This window comes from Microbacterium sp. SORGH_AS_0454 (assembly GCF_031453395.1).
Taxonomy (GTDB): domain Bacteria; phylum Actinomycetota; class Actinomycetes; order Actinomycetales; family Microbacteriaceae; genus Microbacterium.
Map to the genome: position 1 here is coordinate 3,478,801 of NZ_JAVIYS010000001.1, position 20,847 is coordinate 3,499,647.

Genomic DNA, 20,847 nt, shown 5'->3' on the forward strand with positions numbered 1-20,847 from the left:
GTCTCTCACCGGCTTTTCCTCCTTGACGTGACGGCCCCCCGCGAGCAGGGTCGAAACCGACGGCCCGAACCGTCGTCGCCACAACGAGGAGGCACCGTGAAGAAGTTCGTCAACGACCCCGCCGACGTGTTGGCGGAGGCCCTCCGCGGCATCCGAGCAGCTCATCCGAACGTCCGGGTGGATGCCGAGAACCGCGTCATTCTGCGGGCGGAGCCGACACGCGCGGGCAAAGTGGCGCTCGTGTCGGGCGGCGGATCCGGTCACGAGCCCCTGCACGGCGGTTTCGTCGGTCTCGGCATGCTCGACGCCGCAGCGGCCGGCGAGGTGTTCACCTCCCCCACCCCCGACCAGGTGCTCGCCGCGACGCAGGCGGTCGATTCGGGTGCGGGCGTGCTGCACATCGTGAAGAACTACACCGGCGACGTGCTGAACTTCGAGATGGCGGCGGAGCTCGCCGAGGCCTCGGGCGTGCAGGTCGAGTCCGTCGTGGTCGCCGACGACGTCGCCGTCACCGACTCCACCTGGACCGCGGGCCGCCGCGGCACCGGCACCACCGTGATCCTCGAGAAGGTCGTCGGCGCCCTCGCGGAAGAGGGAGCCGACCTCGCCTCCGTCGCCGATCTCGCCCGCCGCGTCTCGTCCGCCGGCCGCTCGATGGGCGTTGCCCTGACCAGCTGCACCGTCCCCGCGGCGGGCCGACCCACCTTCGAGCTCCCCGACGATGAGATGGAGGTCGGCGTCGGCATCCACGGCGAACCCGGCCGTTCGCGCGTGAAGCTGGCATCCGCTCGAGAGATCGCGAAGCTCATGGTCGATCCGATCGTCCACGACTTCGGCGAGCCCGTCGGGCCGGCGATCGTGCTGCTGTCGGGCCTCGGCGGCACCCCGCTGATCGAGCAGTATCTGCTCTACGGCGAGGTCGCACCGCTGCTCGCCGCGGCCGGCGTCGACATCCAGCGCGTGCTGATCGGCGACTACATCACGAGCCTCGACATGGCCGGGGCGTCGTTGACCGTCGTCAAGGCCGACGAAGAGATGCTCCGCCTGTGGGACGCCCCCGTCGTGACCCCCGGTCTGCGGTGGGGCGCATGAGCGGCTCCGTCTCGACCGACGATCTGGTGGCATGGATCCGCGCGTTCCACGAGGCCGTGCAGCAGCAGAAAGACGAACTCACCCGCCTCGACTCCGAGATCGGCGACGCCGATCACGGCTCGAACATGGCGCGAGGTCTCGACGCGGTGGTCGCCAAGCTCGACCCCGTCCCGGCGAGTGCGGCCGATCTGTTCAAGACCGTCGGCATGACCCTCGTCTCGACGGTCGGCGGTGCCAGCGGCCCGCTCTACGGCACGTTCTTCCTCCGCATGGGCCCCGCCCTCGCCGCAGGGGGACAGATCGATGCCGATGCCCTGGGCGCCGCCCTGCGCGCCGGCGTCGACGGGGTCGTCGCCCGCGGGAAGGCCGAGCTCGGCGACAAGACCATGATCGATGCCCTCTCGCCCGCCGTCGACGCCTGGGATGCCGCAGCCCACGAGGGCCCCGCCACGGCCGCCCGGGCCGCCGCCGAGGCCGCGGCCCGGGGGCGCGACGCCACCGAGCCGCTCATCGCCCGCAAGGGTCGCGCGAGCTATCTCGGCGAACGCAGCGCGGGGCACCTCGACCCCGGCGCGACGTCCGCGACCCTGCTTCTGCAGGCGCTGAGCGACACCCTGGCGGCCGCCGAGTGATCGGTCTCGTGGCCGTCTCGCACTCCCGCGCTCTCGCCGAGGCCGCCGTGCACCTCGCCCTGCAGATGGGAGGCGAGACACCGCCGACGGTTCGCGTCGCCGCAGGCGGTCCCGACGACGATCTCGGAACGGATGCCGTAGCCATCGCCGCGGCCATCGACGAGGCCGACTCCGGAGACGGGGTCCTCGTGCTGATGGACCTCGGCTCTGCGATCCTCAGCGCCGAGACGGCTCTGGAGTTCGTCGCCGCACCCGAGCGCGTCCGTCTGAGTCCCGCCCCCTTCGTGGAGGGGCTCGTGGCCGCCGTGGTGACCGCCGCGGGTGGGGGCGACATCGAGACCGTGGCCCGCGAGTGCGCCACCGCCGCCGCCGCGAAGGCACGGCAGCTGGGCGCCGACGCCGAGGGGGCGGCATCCGGTGTCGGCGATACGGGAGTCGACCCGGCCGGAGAGGCGCTCTCGTTCGAAGCCGTCGTCACCAACCCCTCCGGGCTGCACGCACGACCGGCCGCCGCCTTCGTCAAGGCCGCTTCGCGGCACGATGCCGAAGTGCGCATCGCCGACCTCGAGACCGGTGCCGACGAAGTATCGGGGCGGAGCCTGCTCGCGCTGATGGCGCTGGGGATCCGTCAGGGATCACGCGTGCGGGTGCGCGCGTCGGGCCCCGAGGCCGAGGCAGCGCTGGCGGAACTCCGGGCGCTCGTCGACGACGGGTTCGGCGAGCGGTGAGCGCTCGGCGCGGCCTGCGTCAGCGCGTGACGCTCAGCAGACGCCGCGCGAGCGACTCCTCGACGACCAGTTCGGTCACGAGGTCCGCAGCGAGCGCTCCACGCAGTCCGTCGAGCTTGGACAGGCTCGACACGACGCAGAAGCGACGCGGGATGCGCCGGACCGTGTCGAGATCGGGGCCGCTGGAGCGTGCGTTGAGCTGGGGGATGTCACTCGAGCCGTCCGCGCGGTAGAACACGGTCGCGCAGTCGCCGACCACGCCCTCGCGCTCGATGACCGCGCGGTCGCGCTCGTCGAAATAGTCGCCGCTGTACACATGCGAGGGCACGTCGGCATGGGGCGAGCCGAGGCCGAAGACGAACAACCCGACGCGCTGCTGGATCTCCAGCACGGAACGCACCGACCGCTCCCGCCACATCGCCTGCTTCGTGTGCGGGTCGTCGAACAGCGCGGGCACCGGGAATTGGTGCACCGACGACGACCACGCGGCGCCGAGCTTCGACAGGATCTCCCCCGCGTAGGGGATGCCGGAGGTGCGGACGTTCGCCGCGCCGTTCATCTGGACGATGTGGGTGTCGTGCACGTCTTTCTGCGGGACGTGGCGCGCGACGGCGGAGAGGGTGGAACCCCAGGCGACGCCCACCGTCATCGACGATTCGACGCGCTCGGCGAGGATGCGCGCCGCGGTCAGCGCCGTGCGCTCGAGACGCTCGGCCTCCGAGGTGCGCGCGGGGGTGGGCACGACGTGCGCCGTGATGCCGAAGCGGTCCGCGATCCGCTGAGCCATCTGACCCCGGGCGTCGTCGGGCGGGCTGATGGAGATGGTGACCAGCCCCACGTCGCGGGCATGCTGCAGCAGGCGCGACACGGACGAACGGGAGACCCGCATCTCGTGCGCGATGGCATCCATCGTGAGGTCCTGCATGTAGTAGAGCTGCGCCGCGCGCAGGGCGTCGCGGGAGCGCTCCTCCGCTTGCGTCACCACCGTCGGAATACCTTCATGAACACTATTCTGCACGTTTGTTCAAGGGGCTTGCAACAACGTGCAGACAGGCGCATTGTGATCGTCGTACCAACAACGAAAGGTCGCAGTCGACATGTCGTCCCCCGCAACTCCGCTCCGCGCCGACGTCCAGGCGCTCCGCGACGCCGAAGACCTCGACGTCCTCATCATCGGTGGGGGCATCAACGGCCTCGCCACTCTCCGCGACCTCGCCCTCCAGGGCGTCAGCGTCGCGCTCGTCGAGCGGGGCGACTTCGTCTCCGGCGCCTCCTCGGCCTCCAGCCACATGGTCCACGGCGGCATCCGCTACCTCGAGAACGGCGAGTTCCGTCTCGTGAAAGAAGCGGTGACCGAGCGCAACGACCTGCTCAAGACGGCCCCCCACTACGTGAAGCCGCTCGAGACGACGATCCCGATCTACAAGACGTTCTCCGGCATCCTGTCGGCGCCCTTCCGTCTCCTCGTGACGCACGGTCGCGGCAAGCCCAACGAGCGCGGCGCCCTGCTGATCAAGGTCGGCCTGATCATGTACGACACCTTCTCGCGCGACGGCGGCTCGGTTCCCCGCCACAAGTTCCTCGGCAAGAAGAAGTCCCTGACGGAGCTGCCGAAGCTCAACCCCGACCTGGCCTACACGGCCACGTACTTCGACGCGTCGATGCACGACCCCGAGCGCATCGCCCTCGACGTCCTGCGCGACGGCATCGAGGCGGGCGCCGGCCGTACTCAGGCCGTCAACTATGTTTCGGCCGTGGGCGCGGACGCGAACGGGGTCCGCGTGCGCGACGAGGTCTCGGGCGAGGAATTCAGCGTCAAGGCGAAGGTGATCCTCAACACGGCCGGCCCCTGGACCGACCTCGCGAACTCCGCCATGGGTCTCGACACGACCTTCATGGGCGGGACCAAGGGCTCGCACATCGTTCTCGACAACCCCGAACTGCTCGCCGCAACCGGTGGCCGTGAGATCTTCTTCGAGCACTCCGACGGCCGCATCGTGCTGATCTACCCCCTCAAGGACCGCGTGCTCGTCGGCACCACCGACATCGACGCCGACCCCGCGAAGCCCGTCGTGTGCACCGACGACGAGATCGAGTACTTCTTCGACCTCATCGGTCACGTGTTCCCGAGCATCGGCGTGGACCGTTCGCAGATCGTCTACACGTTCTCGGGCATCCGCCCGCTCCCCCGCCACGACGACACCGCTCCCGGCTTCGTCTCGCGCGATTACCGGATCGTCGAGGACGAGATCGCGGGCGTTCCGGCCATGAGCCTGGTCGGGGGAAAGTGGACCACCTTCCGCGCTCTCGCCGAGCACCTCAGCATGAAGACGCTGCAGAAGTTGCGTCGTCCGCACCGCGTCAGCACCCAGGGCCTGCCGATCGGCGGCGGCGCGGGCTTCCCCACCACCCCCGAGCAGCGTCGTCGCTGGATCGCCGCACGCACGAATGCGCACTCGGCCGCGCTCGTCGAGGCCATGCTCGAGCGCTACGGCACCCGCGCCGACGCCGTCCTGGCCGCCCTCCCCGCCGAGCCCACGCCGGTTCCCGACGCTGCCGGGTACTACCGCGAGGAGCTCGCCTTCATCGCGAAGAACGAGCAGGTCGTGCACCTGATCGACGTGGTGCTGCGCCGCACGCACCTGGCCTTCGTCGGCGGTATGAGCGAGCGCACGCTGCAGGAGGTCGCCGAGGCGGTCGCCGAGCCCCTCGGTTGGGACGCGACCCGTGTCGAGGAAGAAGTGGCTCGAACGACGGAGATTCTGCGCTCCGCCCACCGTGTCGACCTGGCACAGGCCGGGGTGGCCCGAATCTGAGAGAACGTGCGGGCGTGCCACCTGTTGCACGCCCGCACGTGAGCCGTAGGTTCGGAGCACCGAGCCGCACTACCACCCGAGCCGAAGGTGTCCGGGTGACGAAAGAAAGGTCGATGACGACATGCAAGAAGTGAACCTGGGGCTGTACTTCCTCTCGGAGGTCGTAGGCACCGCCATGCTCATCCTGTTGGGCTGCGGCGTGGTCGCCAATGTGGCCCTCGCCAAGACCAAGGGCAACGCCGGCGGCACCCTGATGGTCAACTGGGGATGGGGCCTGGCGGTCTTCGCCGGTGTCATCGTCTCCGCATACTCCGGCGCCCAGCTGAACCCCGCCGTCTCGATCGGCCTCCTGGTCGCCGGCAAGATCTCCTTCGTCCAGTTCCTCGTAGCCGTCGCCGCGCAGATGGTCGGTGCCATCATCGGCGCCGTCCTGGCCTGGGCCTCGTACAAGCAGCACTTCGACGACGAGCCCGACCCCAGCCGCCAAGCTCGGCGTCTTCTCGACCGGTCCCGCCATCCGCTCGTACGGCTTCAACTTCCTCACCGAGGTCATCGCCACCTTCGTCCTGGTGTTCGTGATCTTCGGCTTCGGCGACTACGGCGTGGCCGACATCGGCGTCCCCGGCGGCATCGGCGGCCTCGCGGCCGTCCCCGTGGCCCTGCTCGTCGTCGGTATCGGCGCCTCCCTCGGCGGCCCGACCGGTTACGCGATCAACCCGGCCCGTGACCTCGGCCCCCGCATCGCCCACGCCCTCCTCCCCATCAAGGGCAAGGGTTCGAGCGACTGGGGCTACGCGTGGGTTCCGGTCGCCGGCCCCCTCGTCGGTGGTCTGCTGGCGGGTCTGCTGGCCCCGGTGCTCCTGAGCCTCGGCAAGTAGTCACCCTCGCGGGACGTCTCCCGACGCCCCTCCCCTCATCTCATCCTCTTCACCCGTAACAGACACTGACAAAGGAGTCCATCCATGGCCGACTACGTCCTCGCCATCGACCAGGGCACGACCTCGACGCGCGCGATGATCTTCGACAAGTCCGGGAGCGTCGTCTCCGTCGGACAGAAGGAGCACGAGCAGATCTTCCCGCGCGCGGGATGGGTCGAGCACGACCCCGCCGAGATCTGGCGCAACACCCAGGAGGTGATCGGCCTGGCCCTCAGCCGCGCCGACATCACCCGCCACGACATCGCCGCCGTCGGCATCACCAACCAGCGCGAGACCGCGGTCGTGTGGGACAAGAACACGGGCAAGCCCGTGTACAACGCCATCGTCTGGCAGGACACGCGCACGCAGTCGATCGTCGACCGCCTCGCGGACGGCGACCCCGAGCGTTACAAGAGCATCGTGGGCCTGCCGCTGGCGACCTACTTCTCGGGGACCAAGATCGTGTGGATCCTCGAGAACGTCGACGGAGCGCGTGAGAAGGCCGAGGCCGGCGACCTGCTGTTCGGCACGACCGACAGCTGGGTGCTGTGGAACCTCACCGGCGGCATCGACGGCGGCGTTCACGCCACCGACGTCACCAACGCCAGCCGCACGCTCTTCATGGACCTCGAGACGCTCTCGTGGCGCGAGGACATCCTCGCGGACTTCGGCGTCCCCGTCTCGATGCTCCCCGAGATCCGCTCCTCCTCCGAGGTCTACGGCACCGTCGAGTCTTCGTCGCTGCTGCGCGAGACCCCGATCGCGGGCATCTTGGGCGACCAGCAGGCGGCGACCTTCGGCCAGGCGGCCTTCGACCCGGGCGAGAGCAAGAACACCTACGGAACGGGTAACTTCCTCATCTTCCAGACGGGCGAAGAGATCGTCCACTCCAAGAACGGCCTGCTGACGACGCTCGGGTACAAGCTGGGCGACCAGCCCGCGCGCTACGCGCTCGAGGGCTCGATCGCCGTGACCGGCTCGCTCATCCAGTGGCTGCGCGACCAGCTCGGCATCATCTCCTCGGCCCCCGAGGTCGAGAAGCTCGCCGAGAGCGTCGACGACAACGGCGGCGTGTACTTCGTGCCGGCGTTCTCGGGCCTGTTCGCACCGTACTGGCGTCCCGACGCCCGCGGCGCGATCGTGGGTATGACCCGCTACGTCAACCGCGGTCACATCGCCCGCGCGGCCCTCGAGGCCACCGCCTTCCAGTCGCGCGAGGTCCTCGACGCGGTCAACGCCGACTCCGGCGTCGAGCTGGCCGAGCTCAAGGTCGACGGCGGCATGACCGCCAACGACGCCCTCATGCAGTTCCAGGCCGACATCCTCGGCGTGCCGGTCGTACGTCCGGTCGTCGCCGAGACCACCGCCCTCGGGGCCGCCTACGCCGCGGGCCTCGCCGTGGGTTTCTGGGACAACCTCGACGACCTGCGCGCCAACTGGCAGGAAGACAAGCGCTGGGAGCCGAACATGGACGACGGCGAGCGCGAGCGCGAACTGCGCCTGTGGAAGAAGGCCGTCACCAAGTCGATGGACTGGATCGACGACGACGTGCGCTGATCCCGCCCCTCCCTCACGACGGAACCCCGTCGGCCTCGAGCCGGCGGGGTTCCGTCGTTCGCGTGCCCTTTCGCACGGGGGCGAGGCCGCTGAGCATGTGGCGGGGGCGTCACCCTCTCGAGACGCCGGGTGTGCGGCATCCGGATGCCGCGACCCTCAACGCTGCGGCTTGGGATACGCCGCACGCACGGCGTCGGAGAGCAGGTAGTCCGAGACGCCGATGAGCAGGATCGCGAAGAGGATCTGCTCGGTCACGACCCAGAAGGGGTAGAGACCGGGGATCGCCGCGAGCACGAGGGCGACGATGGGGAAGATGCGGCTGAACAACTGCAGGCGGCGGAACGCCCAGTACCACCCGGCGCGGGCGCGCCAGAGGAAGTAGAACAGCGTGGTGGTGATCGCGAGCACCACGAGGCACCGCATCCACACCGCGAAACCGACGTCTTCGCCGTTCAGGGTCATGACGAAGGCGACCGCGACCGTTGCGACACCCAGCACGAAACCCACGACCAGCAGCAACGTGATCGCCCGGAAGGCGCGGTGCACCTTCGGATCGGCGGAGACGGAGACGCGGTGATCGGCCTGGCGCCCGCCGGCGATCCGGTCGAGGCGGCGCAGGGCGGGTTCGAGCTGCATGCGCTCACTGTACGACGCCCGACCGCGCCTCCCGCGACGCGCGGCGCTCAGCCTGCGGTGACCTCGGGCTCGTGTCGCACGGGGAAGTTCACCGAGTTGGCGATGAAGCACCACTCACGCGCCTGCCGGTGAGCGGCCAGCGCAGCCTCGACCATCGACTCCTCGGCCACGCGCACGCGGGGGCGAAGGACGACCTCGGTGAACGCTCCCCCGCTGTTGCCGTCCTCCTGCATCGTCCCCGAAGCATCGTCCTCGTAGGCGGTGACGACGACACCGGTCGTGACGCACGCGTGCAGATACGACAGCAGATGGCACTCGCTCAGCGCCGCGATCAGCAGCTCCTCGGGGTTCCACTTGGCCGGGTCGCCCCGGAAGGGCTTGTCGGCGGATGCCGCGATCGCGGGCTTGCCGTCGACCTCGAGGGTCACGGAACGCTCGTAGTCGCGATACCCGCTCGTGCCCGTTCCCAGATCGCCGGTCCAGGTCGAGCGCAGGCGGTAGTGATGCTCTCCGTTCATGCCCCCAGTCTGCCCCGTCCTCGCGGCAGGAGGCGTCGAGGAACGCCGCCCGGCGATCCCTGGGAGTGACGATTCCCGGCCGCTCATGCGATCTGGCCGCCCCCGTGGAAGAGGGGCCGGCCGGATACGATGGAGGGATGCCCGCAACACCTCCCGCCTCCGTCGAACTCGCCGTCGTGGACCGCAACGGCTTCGTCGAATCCCGTCACTACGGCGTCGCCGTGGTCCTCGCGCCCGACGGGACCGAGAAGCTCTCACTCGGCGAGGCGGGCGCCCTGTTCCTCCCCCGCTCGAGCATGAAACCGCTCCAGGCCCTGGCGTGCCTGTCGGCCGGAGCCGAGCTGGCCGACGAGCGTCTCGCGATCTCGATGGCGAGCCACGCGGGCACCGAGCGTCACGCCGAGGTGGCCCGCGGCATCCTGCAGGCCGCCGGCCTCACCGAGGACGACCTGGGCTGCCCCGCCGCGTGGCCCACCGACACCGCCTCGCGTGACGAGATGGTGCGCGACCACGCCTCCCCCTCGCCGTTGCGCATGAACTGCTCGGGCAAGCACGCCGCGATGCTCGTGACGTGCGTGGCCAACGGCTGGAGCACGGGCGATTACCTCGACCCGCAGCACCCGCTCCAGGCGCACATCCGCGAGGTCATCGAGCGTCTCGTGGGTGAGCGTATGACGACGACCGCGATCGACGGCTGCGGCGCTCCCGTCTACGCCATGAGCCTCGTCGGGCTCGCTCGAGCCATCCAGCGCATCGCGACGTCGTCGGAGCGCTCCCCCTTCGCGCTGCACCGCAGCGCCGGCACGCTCGTGCGCGCGGTGAAAGAGAACCCGTGGACGATCGACGGCCCCGGTCGCCCCGACACGGTGGTCATCGAGCGACTCGGCGTCTTCTCGAAGATGGGCGCCGAGGGTGTGCAGGTCATGACCGCACCCGACGGCACCACGGTCGCTCTGAAGATGCTCGACGGCTCCAACCGCGCCGGACACGTCGTCGCCCTGCGGCTGCTCGAACGCGTCGGTGCCCTCACCTCGCAGGAGGTCGCCGACACCGTCGCGCAGCTCTCGCTGTCGGTCCTGGGCGGCGGCCACGAGGTCGGCTCCATCCGCTCCGCCGTCTGACCCGATCTCGTCCTGCGCGACGCGGGGCGCTTCGAGTCAGATACCTCCGTCGACCGATCGAGGGTGGGCGATCGGCTCGTCCGGCACGAGCACCTCGGTTTCGCGATTGAGGCTCTCCCCCCGGAAGAACGGCTTGGCCGCCGGGAACACGAACCAGAGCATCATCAGGACGACGCCGAGCGCGAGCGCACCGATTCCGACCACGAAGGTGCCCCCGATGCCCAGCAGCACGGTGTTGCCGTACTCGGGGTCGTACATGTCGATCGCCGACTGCACGAAGGCGTAGGTCAGCATGAGGGCTCCGAGCAGGGGCAGGATGCCGCGATAGACGAGGCTCTTCGCCGAGGAGAACAGCTGGCGGCGGTAGTACCAGACGCAGGCGTAGCCGGTCATGGCGTAGTAGAAGGCGATGGCGAGGCCGAGCGACAGGATCGAGTCCTGCAGGATGTTGTCGCTGATGAGCGTCATGCCCACGTAGTAGACGCTGGCGACGATCCCCATCACGAGGGTCGAGAACGACGGTGTGCGGTAGCGGGGGTGCACCGTCTGGAAACGATGCGGCAGTGCCTTGTACGCGGCCATGGCGAGCGTTCCGCGCGCCGTGGGGAGGATGGTGGTCTGCGTGGACGACACCGCCGAGATGAGCACCGCGACGACGAGGACCCATCCGAACGGACCGAACAGATCGTCCTTGAGGGCGAGGAACACGTCGTCGGCGTTCGCGGGGTTGGCCAGGCCCGCCCCGTCTTCTCCGACCCCGGCGTACATCATCGCCGCGACGGTGACCGTGACGTACGTGCCGAGCAGGATGACGGTCGTGAGCAATGCCGCGCGCCCGGGGATGCGCTGGGGGTCCTTGGTCTCTTCGTTGAGCGCCAGACAGGTGTCCCAGCCCCAGTAGATGAAGAGGGCGAGCAGAACCGCCTCGGTGAACCCGCTCCAGTCCGTGAAACCGAACGGGTTGAACCATGCGAGGTCGAAAGGCGTGGGGTTCGGCGCGGTGCCGTCGAAGAATTTCCACAGCGCCAGCACCACGAACAGCGCGAGCACGACGTACTGCACCGCGAGCAGGATGTTCTGGATCCGCTCGCCGATCTCGACACCGCGGTAGCTGATGAAGGTCATCGCCGCGATGAACGCGACGCCGGTGGCGGTGACGAGCGGCACGTTCTGGGCGAGAGAGCCGTCGCCGACGAGGGACCAGAGGTAGACACCCGCGATCTGCGAGAGATTGGCGAGCACGACGATTCCGGCGACCGCCACGCCCCAGCCGCCCATCCACCCGGCCCACGGACCGAAGGCCTTCGTGCTCCAGGTGAACGTGGTCCCGCAATCGGGCACGTCGTTGTTGAGCTCGCGATAGGCGAAGGCGATGAACAGCATCGGGATGAACGCGAGGACGAAAGCGATCGGAGCCGAAGCCCCCACCGCGAGCACGACGAATCCGAGGGTGGCGACGAGGGAATACACCGGAGCGGTGGATGCCAGACCGATCACGGTCGAGCCCCAGAGGCCGAGGGTGCCGGCGGCCAGGCCTTTGCCGGCCGTCCGTTCGGGTGCGGAGGTCATATGCCGAACGTAGAATCCGCGGGTCTCCGCGGTCAAGATGAATTTATGCGGGGCGACGGATGACGTCGAGCACGACGATCGAGATGTTGTCGCGCCCACCGTTCTCGAGCGCGGCCCCCATCATCGCGTCGACGGCCGCGGCCGGGTCGGCGTTCGCCTCGAGGAAATGACGGATGCCGAAGTCGGTGAGCTCCTTGGTCAAACCGTCGGAGCAGATGACGAAGCGGTCACCGTCGAGCACGTCGAGGCGAAGATAGTCGGGCTTGACGCTGTCGCTCGGGCCGACGGCCCGCGTGATGACGTTGCCGTAGGGGTGGTTCTCCGCCTCTTCGGGACTGAGGCGTCCCGCCGCGATGAGCTCTTGGACCACCGAGTGATCGGTCGTCACCTGGACGATCTCGCCGTCGCGCAGAAGATACACGCGCGAGTCGCCGATGTTCAGGGTCACCCAGTGGGGTTCGTCCGTCTGGGTCTCGAGGTATACGCCCGTGAGCGTGGTGCCGGTGCCCTCGTCGGTCGTCTCCGGGTGGGCCACGATGTCTTTGACCGCGCGGGACAGGGCCTTCTCGATGTTCTTGGTCGAGACGGGACCGGTCGCGACGACGGCGCGGAGACGTTCGACGGTGCTCGCGCTGGCGATCTCTCCGCCCAGGTGTCCGCCCATACCGTCGGCCACCACGAACAGCGGGTAGTCGGCCAAGACCGCATCTTGATTGACCTCGCGGCGACGTCCGACCTCGGTGCTCGCTGCCCACGACAGCTCGAGGACGGTTTCGCCGAGCGAGACGGTGCGCGTGTGGGTGGTCACCTCGGGCACGAACGATCCTCCGGTTGGCCGACTGCGCCGGCGGAACCGCACGGCCCTGTCATCTTAGTCGACGCTCGCCCCCGATCCGCGGACGCGCCGCACGTGCGCCTGACCTCCGTGTCGATCACCCCGCGGCAGGATCCGCGGGAAGGGGCAGGATGCCATCGAGCTCGACGAGGTCCTCCCCGCTCGGCGTCCACGCGGTAGCCGCGGCGGCGTTCGCTCGGACCTGCTCGGGACTCGTCGCTCCGGCGATCACGCTCGAGACGACGGGCTTGGACAGGAACCAGGCGAAGGTCGCCTCGAGCATGCTGATGCCGCGAGCGTCGCAGAACGCCTGGTAGCGCTCGAGCGCGTCCCACGGCGCCTCACTCCACAGGTGCGGTCTCTGGCGCATGATGCGACTGTCCTCCGGCCCGCCGTCACGCGTGAACTTGCCGGTGAGCAGTCCGTTGTGCAGGGGGAAGAAGGGCAGGAGACCCAGACCGTAGCGCTCAGCCGCGGGAATGACCTCACGCTCTGCGGCGCGCGCGAGCAGGCTGTACTGATTCTGGGTCGAGACGAAACGCACCCCCCTCGCCGCGTGGTCGGCTTCGGCGATCTGCCACCCCGCGAAGTTCGAGTGGCCGACGTAACGAACCTTGCCCTCACGAACCAGGTCGCTCAGAGCGTCGAGCGTCTCATCGATCGGGGTCGACGGATCGGGCGTGTGCAGCTGGTAGAGATCGATCCAGTCCGTCCGCAGGCGACGCAGCGAGGCTTCGACGGCGCGGCGCACATGCGTGCGGGACCCCTTCGCCCCTCCCGAGATCGCCGGCGCGAAGTCGGCGTGCCCGAACTTCGTCGCGAGGACGACCTGGTCGCGTCGTCCCTCGAGAGCCTCTCCCAGCAGGCTCTCGGACAGACCGAACTCGCGTCCGTACATGTCGGCGGTGTCGAGGAAGGTCACCCCCGCCCCGATGGCGGCGTCGAGTACCGCCCGCGTGCCCTCGATCGTCTCGGTCGCCGTGCCCGCGCGCCCGAAGTTGTTGCAGCCGAGGCCTACCGCGGAGACGCGGAGTCCGGAACGGCCTACGCCGCGGAGGGGAAGAACGGGAGACGTCATCCCTCCACGCTATCGCCGCGCACGACGAAGGGCTCCCCGTCATGACGAGGAGCCCTTCGATGACGTCAGACCTGGGGGCCTGCCGGCGGAGCCGGAGGCGGCGGGGTCGTACCCGTGGCCGGCGGGTTGTACGGCTGCTGCGCCGGGGGCGCGCCGTAGCCGGGGCCGGCGTATCCGCCACCGTTGCCGGCGACGGGCTGACTCGGCTGAACGGGGATGCCGTTCCACACCGTCTTGTCGGCGAGGAAGGAGTTGGCCCACGGCGCGGGAGCGATCGCCGGGTTCCATCGGTTGTTGCTGAACGCGATGATCGCGAGCCAGATGAGCGCGCCGATGCCGGGGATCAACCACAGCAGGAGCAGCGGCCAGTCCTTACCGAGCTTGAGGCCGATGCGGTACGAGTACATGACCGCGACCGCAAGGATCGCGAGGCTGAAGATCGGGCCGATGACCGGGATGTTCGAGAGCACGCTCGAGGCGACCGCGACGATCAGGACCACCCACGGCGAGACATCGCCGAGCTTGGCGGCGATGAGGCCGTTGTATACGGGCACCCAGGCGCGCCATTTGCCCTGCACCCCGGCCTTCTCGAAGATCTTCATGTAGAGGAACGACGAGATCACGTATGCCGCGACAGCGAGGATGAAGAGGATCGGGATCAGGACGAGCAAGACTGCTGCGAGAGCGGCGGCACCGCTCCCGTCGTCGTAGTAGTAGGAGTCACTCATGCGAGTTCCTTTCCAAGCGAGTGCGCGGGAAGCATCCATGCGCCCCCCGCGTCTCACATGCTAGCGATCCTGAGACTTTCCTGACAGGGGTGCGCGAGAGTTATACAATCAGCGCCACCTCGCCGGGTGCTCCGGCACGGAGCGTCCACCCCGCGCCCTCCGCCCATTCATGAAGGTCGTCGACGGTCTCGATCCGCGCTCGTTGCACGGCCAGCGCCCGGACCAGCTCCCCCTTCGCGTGTTTGTTGAAGTGGTTGAGGGCGCGCGCCTCGCCGCCGGAGTCCTCGCTCATCACGCGGACATACACCGCCGCCACCCCCGCGGGAAGGGGACCGAGCGCGGCGTACGCCTCCGAGCGCAGGTCGAGGACGAAGTCCGGCCGAAGCTCTGCCCACGCCTGGCTCACGGCGTCTGCCCAGATGCGTCGCAGCGCCGGAGTGCCCGGCAGCGACGTGCCCGCGGCGAGACGATAGGCCGGGATGTGATCGAGAGCTCCGACCGGTCCGAACGGCGCGGACTGGATCATCACGTGGTCGCCGAGCCAGGCACGCGCCGCGGCGTCGAGGCCGGCGGCATCCAGGGCATCGAAGAGGACCCCGGTGTAGCGATCGATCGCCGGCATGGTCGGCGCGGTACGCAGGGCCGCGTTGTCGCCGATCTCGTGCCGACGCTTCGCGCTGATCTTGAGTACCCGAGCGGCTTGTTCCTCATCGGAGGAGAGAGCGACCAGCGCATCGACGACGGTCTTGCGCGCACCACTCAACGAGGGCAGGGGCAGCCCCGCGAGATCGAGAGGGAGGCCGTCGCCGCCCGGTCGCTTGGTCTCGGACGGGGGCAGAAGGACGAGCATGGGTTCTCCGCAGACAGACGACGCGCGCCGCCCGGAATCGGGCGACGCGCGTCGAGGGAAAGAGACGGTGTCAGGAGACGAGTGCCGCGTTTCCGGCGACGATCGTGAGTTCGTCGTTCGCCATCGACAGGAAGCCGTCCTCGGCGTTGGCGAGGATCTTCGAGCCGTCGGTGCGGGTGATGCGCACCTCGCCCTGGGCGAGGATCGCGAGAACCGGCTCATGACCCTGCATGAAACCGATCTCACCCTCGACGGTCTTGGCCACGACGAGCGAGGCCTCCCCCGTCCACACCTCGGCGTCGGCCGACACCAGGCTCACGCGCAACGACATGTCAGCCGTTCTCCTTCTGGATCTGCGCCCACTTGGCCTCGACGTCGGAGATGCCACCGACGTTGAAGAACGCCTGCTCGGCAACGTGGTCGAACTCACCCTTGACGATCGCGTCGAACGACTCGATGGTCTCCTTGATCGGGACCGTGGAGCCCTCGACACCGGTGAACTTCTTGGCCATGTAGGTGTTCTGCGAGAGGAACTGCTGGATACGACGCGCACGCGACACGACGATCTTGTCCTCTTCCGAGAGCTCGTCGACACCGAGGATGGCGATGATCTCCTGCAGTTCCTTGTTCTTCTGGAGGATCTGCTTCACCGAGGTGGCCACGCGGTAGTGGTCGGCACCGATGTAACGCGGGTCGAGGATGCGGCTCGTCGAGGTGAGCGGGTCGATGGCCGGGTAGAGGCCCTTCGACGCGATCTCACGCGACAGCTCGGTGGTCGCGTCGAGGTGAGCGAAGGTGGTCGCCGGAGCCGGGTCGGTGTAGTCGTCGGCGGGGACGTAGATCGCCTGCAGCGAGGTGATCGAGTGGCCGCGCGTGGAGGTGATGCGCTCCTGGAGCACGCCCATCTCGTCGGCGAGGTTCGGCTGGTAACCCACTGCCGAGGGCATGCGGCCGAGCAGCGTCGAGACCTCGGAACCGGCCTGCGTGAAGCGGAAGATGTTGTCGATGAACAACAGCACGTCCTGCTTCTGGACGTCACGGAAGTACTCAGCCATCGTCAGGGCCGACAGCGCGACACGCAGACGCGTTCCCGGCGGCTCGTCCATCTGACCGAACACGAGGGCGGTCTTGTCGAAGACACCGGCCTCTTCCATCTCGCCGATGAGGTCGTTGCCCTCACGGGTACGCTCGCCGACACCGGCGAACACCGAGACACCACCGTGGTCCTGCGCGACGCGCTGGATCATCTCCTGGATCAGGACGGTCTTGCCGACGCCGGCGCCACCGAAGAGGCCGATCTTTCCACCCTGCACGTACGGGGTGAGGAGGTCGATCGACTTGATGCCGGTCTCGAACATCTCGGTCTTGGACTCGAGCTGGTCGAAGCTGGGCGCCTTGCGGTGGATGCCCCAACGCTCGGTGATCTCGACCTGCTCACCGGGAGCGGCGTTGAGCACCTCACCGGTGACATCGAAGACCTTGCCCTTGGTGACGTCTCCGACGGGCACCGAGATGGGGCCGCGGGTGTCACGCACTTCCTGACCGCGGACGATGCCGTCGGTGGGCTTGAGGGCGATGGCGCGCACGAGGTCGTCACCGAGGTGCTGAGCGACCTCGAGGGTGATCTCGGTCGACTCGTCACCGATGGTGATCGTGGTCTTCAGCGCGTTGTAGATCTCGGGGATCGCGTCATGCGGGAACTCGATGTCGACGACCGGGCCGGTGACGCGCGCGACGCGTCCGACGACGGCCGCGTCGGTCTTCTCGGCGGTGAGGCTCATGGCTTCTTCTCTCCTTGGGAACTTACTTGCCGGATGCCAGAGCATCGGCGCCGCCGACGATCTCGGCGATCTGCTGCGTGATCTCCGCCTGACGCGCGTTGTTGCGCAGGCGGGTGTAGTCGGTGATGAGCTTGTCGGCGTTGTCGCTGGCCGACTTCATGGCCTTCTGCGTCGCGGCGTGCTTGGCGGCCGACGACTGGAGGAGGGCATTGAAGATTCGGCTCTGGACGTAGACCGGCAGAAGCGCATCGAGCACGGTCTCGGCGTCCGGCTCGAACTCGTAGAGCGGGTAGATCTCGGCCTGACCCGGGGCCTCGTCGGCCTCGAGCACCTCGAGCGGAAGCAGGCGCACCGACTCGGGCGACTGCGTCATCATGCTGACGAAGCGGTTGTAGACGAGGTGGATCTCGTCGACGCCCTCGTTGTCGCCACCAGCGCGATACGCCTGGAGAACGGCATCCGAGATCTCCTCCGCGGTGGAGAACTGCGGGGTGTCGGTGTCACCGACCCACTGCGCGGCGCTCGCCATGCGGCGGAACTGGAAGTAGCCGACGGCCTTGCGACCCACCAGGTAGAACACCACGTCCTTGCCCTGCGAACGCAGGAGCTCGGCCAGCTCGAGAGCCTCGCGGAGGATCTGCGAGTTGAACGCTCCCGCCAGGCCTCGGTCGGAGGTGAACACGACCAGGGCCGAACGGCGGATGTTCTCGCGCTCGGTCGTCAGCGGGTGGTCGACGGAGGAGTGCGTGGCCACCGCGGAGACGGCGCTCGTGACGGCCCGCGCGAAGGGCGATGCCGCGCGCACACGCGCCATCGCCTTCTGGATGCGCGAAGCCGCGATGAGCTCCATCGCCTTCGTGATCTTCTTGGTCGTCTGAGCAGAAGAGATCTTCTGCTTGTAGACCCGCAGTTGTGCGCCCATGATTCCGTTCTCGTGTCGTCGCTATCAGCGACGGCCCTTGACGATCCGCTCCTGGTTGACGTCTTCCGCCTCGGCAGCGTCGACCTTCTCGGCGCCGACGACGCCCTGGTCCTTGCCGGGCTGGAATTCCTTCGCGAATGCGTCGATCTTCTGCTCGAGCTCCGCGAGCGTGTCGTCACCGAGCACGTTGGTCTCGCGCAGGGTGTCGAGCACGGTCGAGTTGCGGCGGAGGTAGTCCAGCAGCTCGCGCTCGAAGCGCAGGACGTCGGACACCTCGACGGTGTCGAGCTTCCCGTTCGTTCCGGCCCAGATCGAGACGACCTGCTCCTCGACGGGGTACGGCGAGTACTGCGGCTGCTTGAGCAGCTCGGTCAGACGCGCACCGCGGGCGAGCTGACGACGCGAAGCCGCGTCGAGGTCGCTGGCGAACATCGCGAAGGCCTCGAGCGAGCGGTACTGCGCGAGCTCGAGCTTCAGGGTTCCCGACACCTTCTTGATCGACTTGACCTGAGCGTCACCGCCCACTCGCGAGACCGAGATACCCACGTCGACAGCGGGACGCTGATTGGCGTTGAAGAGGTCGGACTGCAGGAAGATCTGACCGTCGGTGATGGAGATCACGTTGGTCGGGATGTACGCCGAGACGTCGTTCGCCTTCGTCTCGATGATGGGCAGACCCGTCATCGAACCGGCACCGAGCTCGTCGGAGAGCTTCGCGCAGCGCTCGAGCAGACGCGAGTGCAGGTAGAAGACGTCGCCGGGGTATGCCTCGCGGCCCGGCGGGCGGCGGAGCAGCAGCGAAACGGCACGGTAGGCCTCGGCCTGCTTCGAAAGGTCATCGAAGATGATCAGCACGTGCTTGCCGCCGTACATCCAGTGCTGGCCGATGGCCGAGCCGGTGTAGGGGGCGAGGTACTTGAAGCCGGCGGGGTCGGAGGCCGGGGCGGCGACGATGGTGGTGTACTCCATCGCGCCGGCCTCCTCGAGGGCGCCCTTCACCGAAGCGATGGTCGAGCCCTTCTGGCCGATCGCGACGTAGATGCAACGCACCTGCTTGTTGACGTCGCCGGACTCCCAGTTGGCCCGCTGGTTGATGATCGTGTCGATCGCGATCGCCGTCTTACCGGTCTGGCGGTCGCCGATGATGAGCTGACGCTGGCCACGACCGACGGGGATCATGGCGTCGATCGCCTTGATGCCGGTCTGCAGCGGCTCGTGGACGCTCTTGCGCTGCATGACGCCGGGAGCCTGGAGCTCGAGCGCACGACGCCCCTCGGTCGCGATCTCGCCGAGACCGTCGATCGGGTTGCCGAGCGGGTCGACGACGCGACCCAGGTAGCCGTCACCGACACCCACCGAGAGGACCTCACCGGTGCGAGTGACGCTCTGGCCTTCTTCGATGCCGGCGAAGTCGCCGAGGACGACCACACCGATCTCGTTCTCGTCGAGGTTCTGAGCGAGGCCCAGCGTGCCGTCCGCGAAGCGGATGAGCTCGTTGGCCATGACGCCCGGAAGGCCCTCGACGTGCGCGATGCCGTCGGCCGCGTCGACGACGGCGCCGACCTCGGTCGCCGCAGCGCCGGTGGGCTCGTAGGCGTTGACGAAGTCCTTCAGCGCGTCACGAATGACGTCGGGGCTGATAGAGAGATCTGCCATTGTCTTCCTTCGTTCGTGGGGCACTCGGCCCCCAGATCCACGCCCATTCGGGCGGAAAGTCTTTAGCCTGCGATCCGCTGGCGGAGGTCAGCGAGACGTGCGGACACGCTCGCGTCGATGACGTCGTCCGCGACCTGCACGCGCAGACCGCCGACCACCGTCGGGTCGATCACGGTGTTCAGCGTGACCGCTGAACCGTAACGTGCGCTGAGAGCGTTCTGCAGACGGGTCTGCTGTTCGGCGCTGAGGGGGGCCGCGGCGTACACGGTGGCGACGATCCGCGCGCGCTGGTCGGCGACGATGCGCTCGGCCCGGCGAAGCAGGGCGCGTACGCGGCGGCCGCGGGCGTGCTGCACCAGCGACGACACGATGAGTGCGGTGCCGGTGCTCGCGCGGCCGTCGAGAAGGGTCGAGACGAGCGACCCCTTCGCCGAGGCGCCGCCGAGGCGCCCACCGAGAGCGAGCTCGAGCTCGCCGTTGCTCGCGACGGTGCGCGAGAAAGCGAACAGCTCCGACTCGATGTCCGCCGACTCGGCGACCGAGGTCGCCTGGATCGCCAGCTCTTCGAGACCCTCGACGAACTGCCCGGCGTTCGACCAGCGCTGCTGGGCGGCGCTGGAGAGCAGGGCGACCGTGGCGGGACGGTAGGTGGAGCCGAAGACGGCCGAGACCAGCCCCGCGCGAGCGGGGGCCGGCACCGACGAGTCGGACAGCGCGCCGCTCAACTGCGACGATCCGCTCACGGCACCGACGGCCGCGAACAGCTCGCGCGCGACGTCGAGATCGACGCCCGACGTGGAGGCCAGGGCCTCCGTCGTCGCGGTCCGCGCCTGAGTGGTCGCGCTGCCCATTACTTGGCCGCCTTCTCGGACGCCTCGAGCTCGGCGAGGAAGCGGTCGACCACGGCGTTCGCACGCGCGTCGTCGGACAGGGTCTCACCGATCACGTTGCCGGCGAGGTCGACCGCGAGGGTACCGACCTCGGAGCGCAGCTGCACGAGGGTCGCCTGACGCTCCGCCTCGATCTGCGCGTGAGCGGACGCGGTGATGCGAGCGGCATCGGCTGCCGCGGTCTCGCGCGCCTCGGCGACGATCTTGCGACCGTCCTGAGTGGCGGACTCGCGGATCTCACCGGCTTCGCGGCGCGCCTCGGCGAGCTGAGCCGTGTACTGCTCGAGGGCGGCCTCGGCCTGACGCTGGGCCTCGTCGGCCTTCGCGATGTTGCCCTCGATGGCAGCACTGCGCTCGTCGAGCAGCTTCGCCATGCGCGGCAGAGCGACGCGCCACACCACGAAGATGATGACGACGAAGCACACCGCCGACCAGATGATGTCGTAGACCGCAGGAAGCAGCGGGTTGTGCGCTTCCCCCGCGGGCTCCGCGGCGAGAGTGACAAGAGCGTTCAGCATCCT

General features: G+C 68.6%; 20 protein-coding genes and 1 pseudogene. 7 read left to right on the forward strand and 14 right to left on the reverse strand.

Annotated elements, in window-relative coordinates:
* Positions 1-96 precede the first annotated feature (96 nt).
* From dhaK to dhaM, 3 genes are read left to right on the forward strand one after another with little or no spacing between them, the layout of a single operon-like run.
* On the forward strand, positions 97-1,092 hold the full coding sequence (dhaK, locus tag QE454_RS16715) for a dihydroxyacetone kinase subunit DhaK (RefSeq protein WP_210071950.1): 996 nt from the start codon (positions 97-99) through the stop codon (positions 1,090-1,092).
* Positions 1,089-1,724 carry a dihydroxyacetone kinase subunit DhaL gene (dhaL, locus tag QE454_RS16720; RefSeq protein ID WP_307459485.1) on the forward strand — a complete coding sequence of 212 codons (636 nt, stop codon included), beginning with the start codon at positions 1,089-1,091 and terminating at the stop codon, positions 1,722-1,724. Before dhaK ends, dhaL begins: the two co-directional genes overlap by 4 nt.
* A gap of 8 nt (positions 1,725-1,732) precedes the next feature.
* Positions 1,733-2,452, forward strand: a complete 720-nt coding sequence (dhaM, locus tag QE454_RS16725) for a dihydroxyacetone kinase phosphoryl donor subunit DhaM (protein WP_307459481.1) — start codon at positions 1,733-1,735, stop codon at positions 2,450-2,452.
* 19 nt (positions 2,453-2,471) lie between these two features.
* On the opposite strand, the gene QE454_RS16730 is transcribed toward dhaM, so the two are convergent.
* Entirely contained in the window at positions 2,472-3,437 is a 966-nt protein-coding gene (locus QE454_RS16730) for a sugar-binding transcriptional regulator (RefSeq protein ID WP_307459478.1), read from the reverse strand.
* Positions 3,438-3,549: 112 nt separating this feature from the next.
* Here QE454_RS16730 and QE454_RS16735 point away from each other — a divergent pair, with 112 nt between their 5' ends.
* The 3 genes and pseudogenes from QE454_RS16735 (at position 3,550) to glpK (ending at position 7,742) form a co-directional block, all read left to right on the forward strand.
* Positions 3,550-5,268, forward strand: a complete 1,719-nt coding sequence (locus QE454_RS16735) for a glycerol-3-phosphate dehydrogenase/oxidase (RefSeq protein ID WP_307459474.1) — start codon at positions 3,550-3,552, stop codon at positions 5,266-5,268.
* 121 nt (positions 5,269-5,389) lie between these two features.
* Positions 5,390-6,146 (forward strand): annotated as a pseudogene (locus QE454_RS16740) (MIP/aquaporin family protein).
* Positions 6,147-6,230: 84 nt separating this feature from the next.
* Entirely contained in the window at positions 6,231-7,742 is a 1,512-nt protein-coding gene (glpK, locus tag QE454_RS16745) for a glycerol kinase GlpK (RefSeq protein WP_307459471.1), read from the forward strand.
* 156 nt (positions 7,743-7,898) lie between these two features.
* Here the strand turns inward: glpK and QE454_RS16750 are convergent, their stop codons facing one another.
* Complete coding sequence (locus QE454_RS16750; RefSeq protein ID WP_210071957.1) at positions 7,899-8,378, reverse strand: hypothetical protein; 480 nt, start codon at positions 8,376-8,378, stop codon at positions 7,899-7,901.
* A 47-nt stretch (positions 8,379-8,425) separates the two neighbouring features.
* On the reverse strand, positions 8,426-8,896 hold the full coding sequence (locus QE454_RS16755; protein ID WP_307459468.1) for an OsmC family protein: 471 nt from the start codon (positions 8,894-8,896) through the stop codon (positions 8,426-8,428).
* Positions 8,897-9,033: 137 nt separating this feature from the next.
* Here QE454_RS16755 and QE454_RS16760 point away from each other — a divergent pair, with 137 nt between their 5' ends.
* A complete protein-coding gene (locus tag QE454_RS16760; RefSeq protein WP_210071959.1) occupies positions 9,034-10,017 on the forward strand; it encodes an asparaginase in 984 nt (327 codons plus the stop codon).
* Between the two features lie 36 nt (positions 10,018-10,053).
* On the opposite strand, the gene QE454_RS16765 is transcribed toward QE454_RS16760, so the two are convergent.
* From QE454_RS16765 to QE454_RS16815, 11 genes are all read right to left on the reverse strand, one after another.
* Positions 10,054-11,586: an APC family permease gene (locus tag QE454_RS16765; protein ID WP_307459465.1), complete on the reverse strand. Its 1,533-nt coding sequence runs from the start codon at positions 11,584-11,586 to the stop codon at positions 10,054-10,056.
* A gap of 43 nt (positions 11,587-11,629) precedes the next feature.
* A complete protein-coding gene (locus QE454_RS16770; RefSeq protein WP_210071961.1) occupies positions 11,630-12,403 on the reverse strand; it encodes a PP2C family serine/threonine-protein phosphatase in 774 nt (257 codons plus the stop codon).
* Between the two features lie 115 nt (positions 12,404-12,518).
* A complete protein-coding gene (locus QE454_RS16775; protein WP_307459461.1) occupies positions 12,519-13,499 on the reverse strand; it encodes an aldo/keto reductase in 981 nt (326 codons plus the stop codon).
* 65 nt (positions 13,500-13,564) lie between these two features.
* Positions 13,565-14,227: a large exoprotein gene (locus tag QE454_RS16780; protein ID WP_210071963.1), complete on the reverse strand. Its 663-nt coding sequence runs from the start codon at positions 14,225-14,227 to the stop codon at positions 13,565-13,567.
* A gap of 100 nt (positions 14,228-14,327) precedes the next feature.
* Complete coding sequence (locus QE454_RS16785) at positions 14,328-15,077, reverse strand: YaaA family protein (RefSeq protein WP_210071964.1); 750 nt, start codon at positions 15,075-15,077, stop codon at positions 14,328-14,330.
* A gap of 70 nt (positions 15,078-15,147) precedes the next feature.
* Positions 15,148-15,408, reverse strand: a complete 261-nt coding sequence (locus tag QE454_RS16790) for a F0F1 ATP synthase subunit epsilon (protein ID WP_058597269.1) — start codon at positions 15,406-15,408, stop codon at positions 15,148-15,150.
* A 1-nt stretch (position 15,409) separates the two neighbouring features.
* On the reverse strand, positions 15,410-16,858 hold the full coding sequence (gene atpD, locus QE454_RS16795; RefSeq protein ID WP_210071965.1) for a F0F1 ATP synthase subunit beta: 1,449 nt from the start codon (positions 16,856-16,858) through the stop codon (positions 15,410-15,412).
* A 22-nt stretch (positions 16,859-16,880) separates the two neighbouring features.
* On the reverse strand, positions 16,881-17,780 hold the full coding sequence (locus tag QE454_RS16800; RefSeq protein WP_210071966.1) for a F0F1 ATP synthase subunit gamma: 900 nt from the start codon (positions 17,778-17,780) through the stop codon (positions 16,881-16,883).
* Positions 17,781-17,804: 24 nt separating this feature from the next.
* A complete protein-coding gene (atpA, locus tag QE454_RS16805; protein WP_103210257.1) occupies positions 17,805-19,436 on the reverse strand; it encodes a F0F1 ATP synthase subunit alpha in 1,632 nt (543 codons plus the stop codon).
* Between the two features lie 62 nt (positions 19,437-19,498).
* Positions 19,499-20,287: a F0F1 ATP synthase subunit delta gene (locus QE454_RS16810; RefSeq protein WP_210071967.1), complete on the reverse strand. Its 789-nt coding sequence runs from the start codon at positions 20,285-20,287 to the stop codon at positions 19,499-19,501.
* The gene (locus QE454_RS16815; protein ID WP_103210253.1) at positions 20,287-20,844 is read right to left on the reverse strand and encodes a F0F1 ATP synthase subunit B; all 558 of its coding nucleotides are present in this window, start codon (positions 20,842-20,844) and stop codon (positions 20,287-20,289) included. Before QE454_RS16815 ends, QE454_RS16810 begins: the two co-directional genes overlap by 1 nt.
* Between the last annotated feature and the right edge of the window lie 3 nt (positions 20,845-20,847).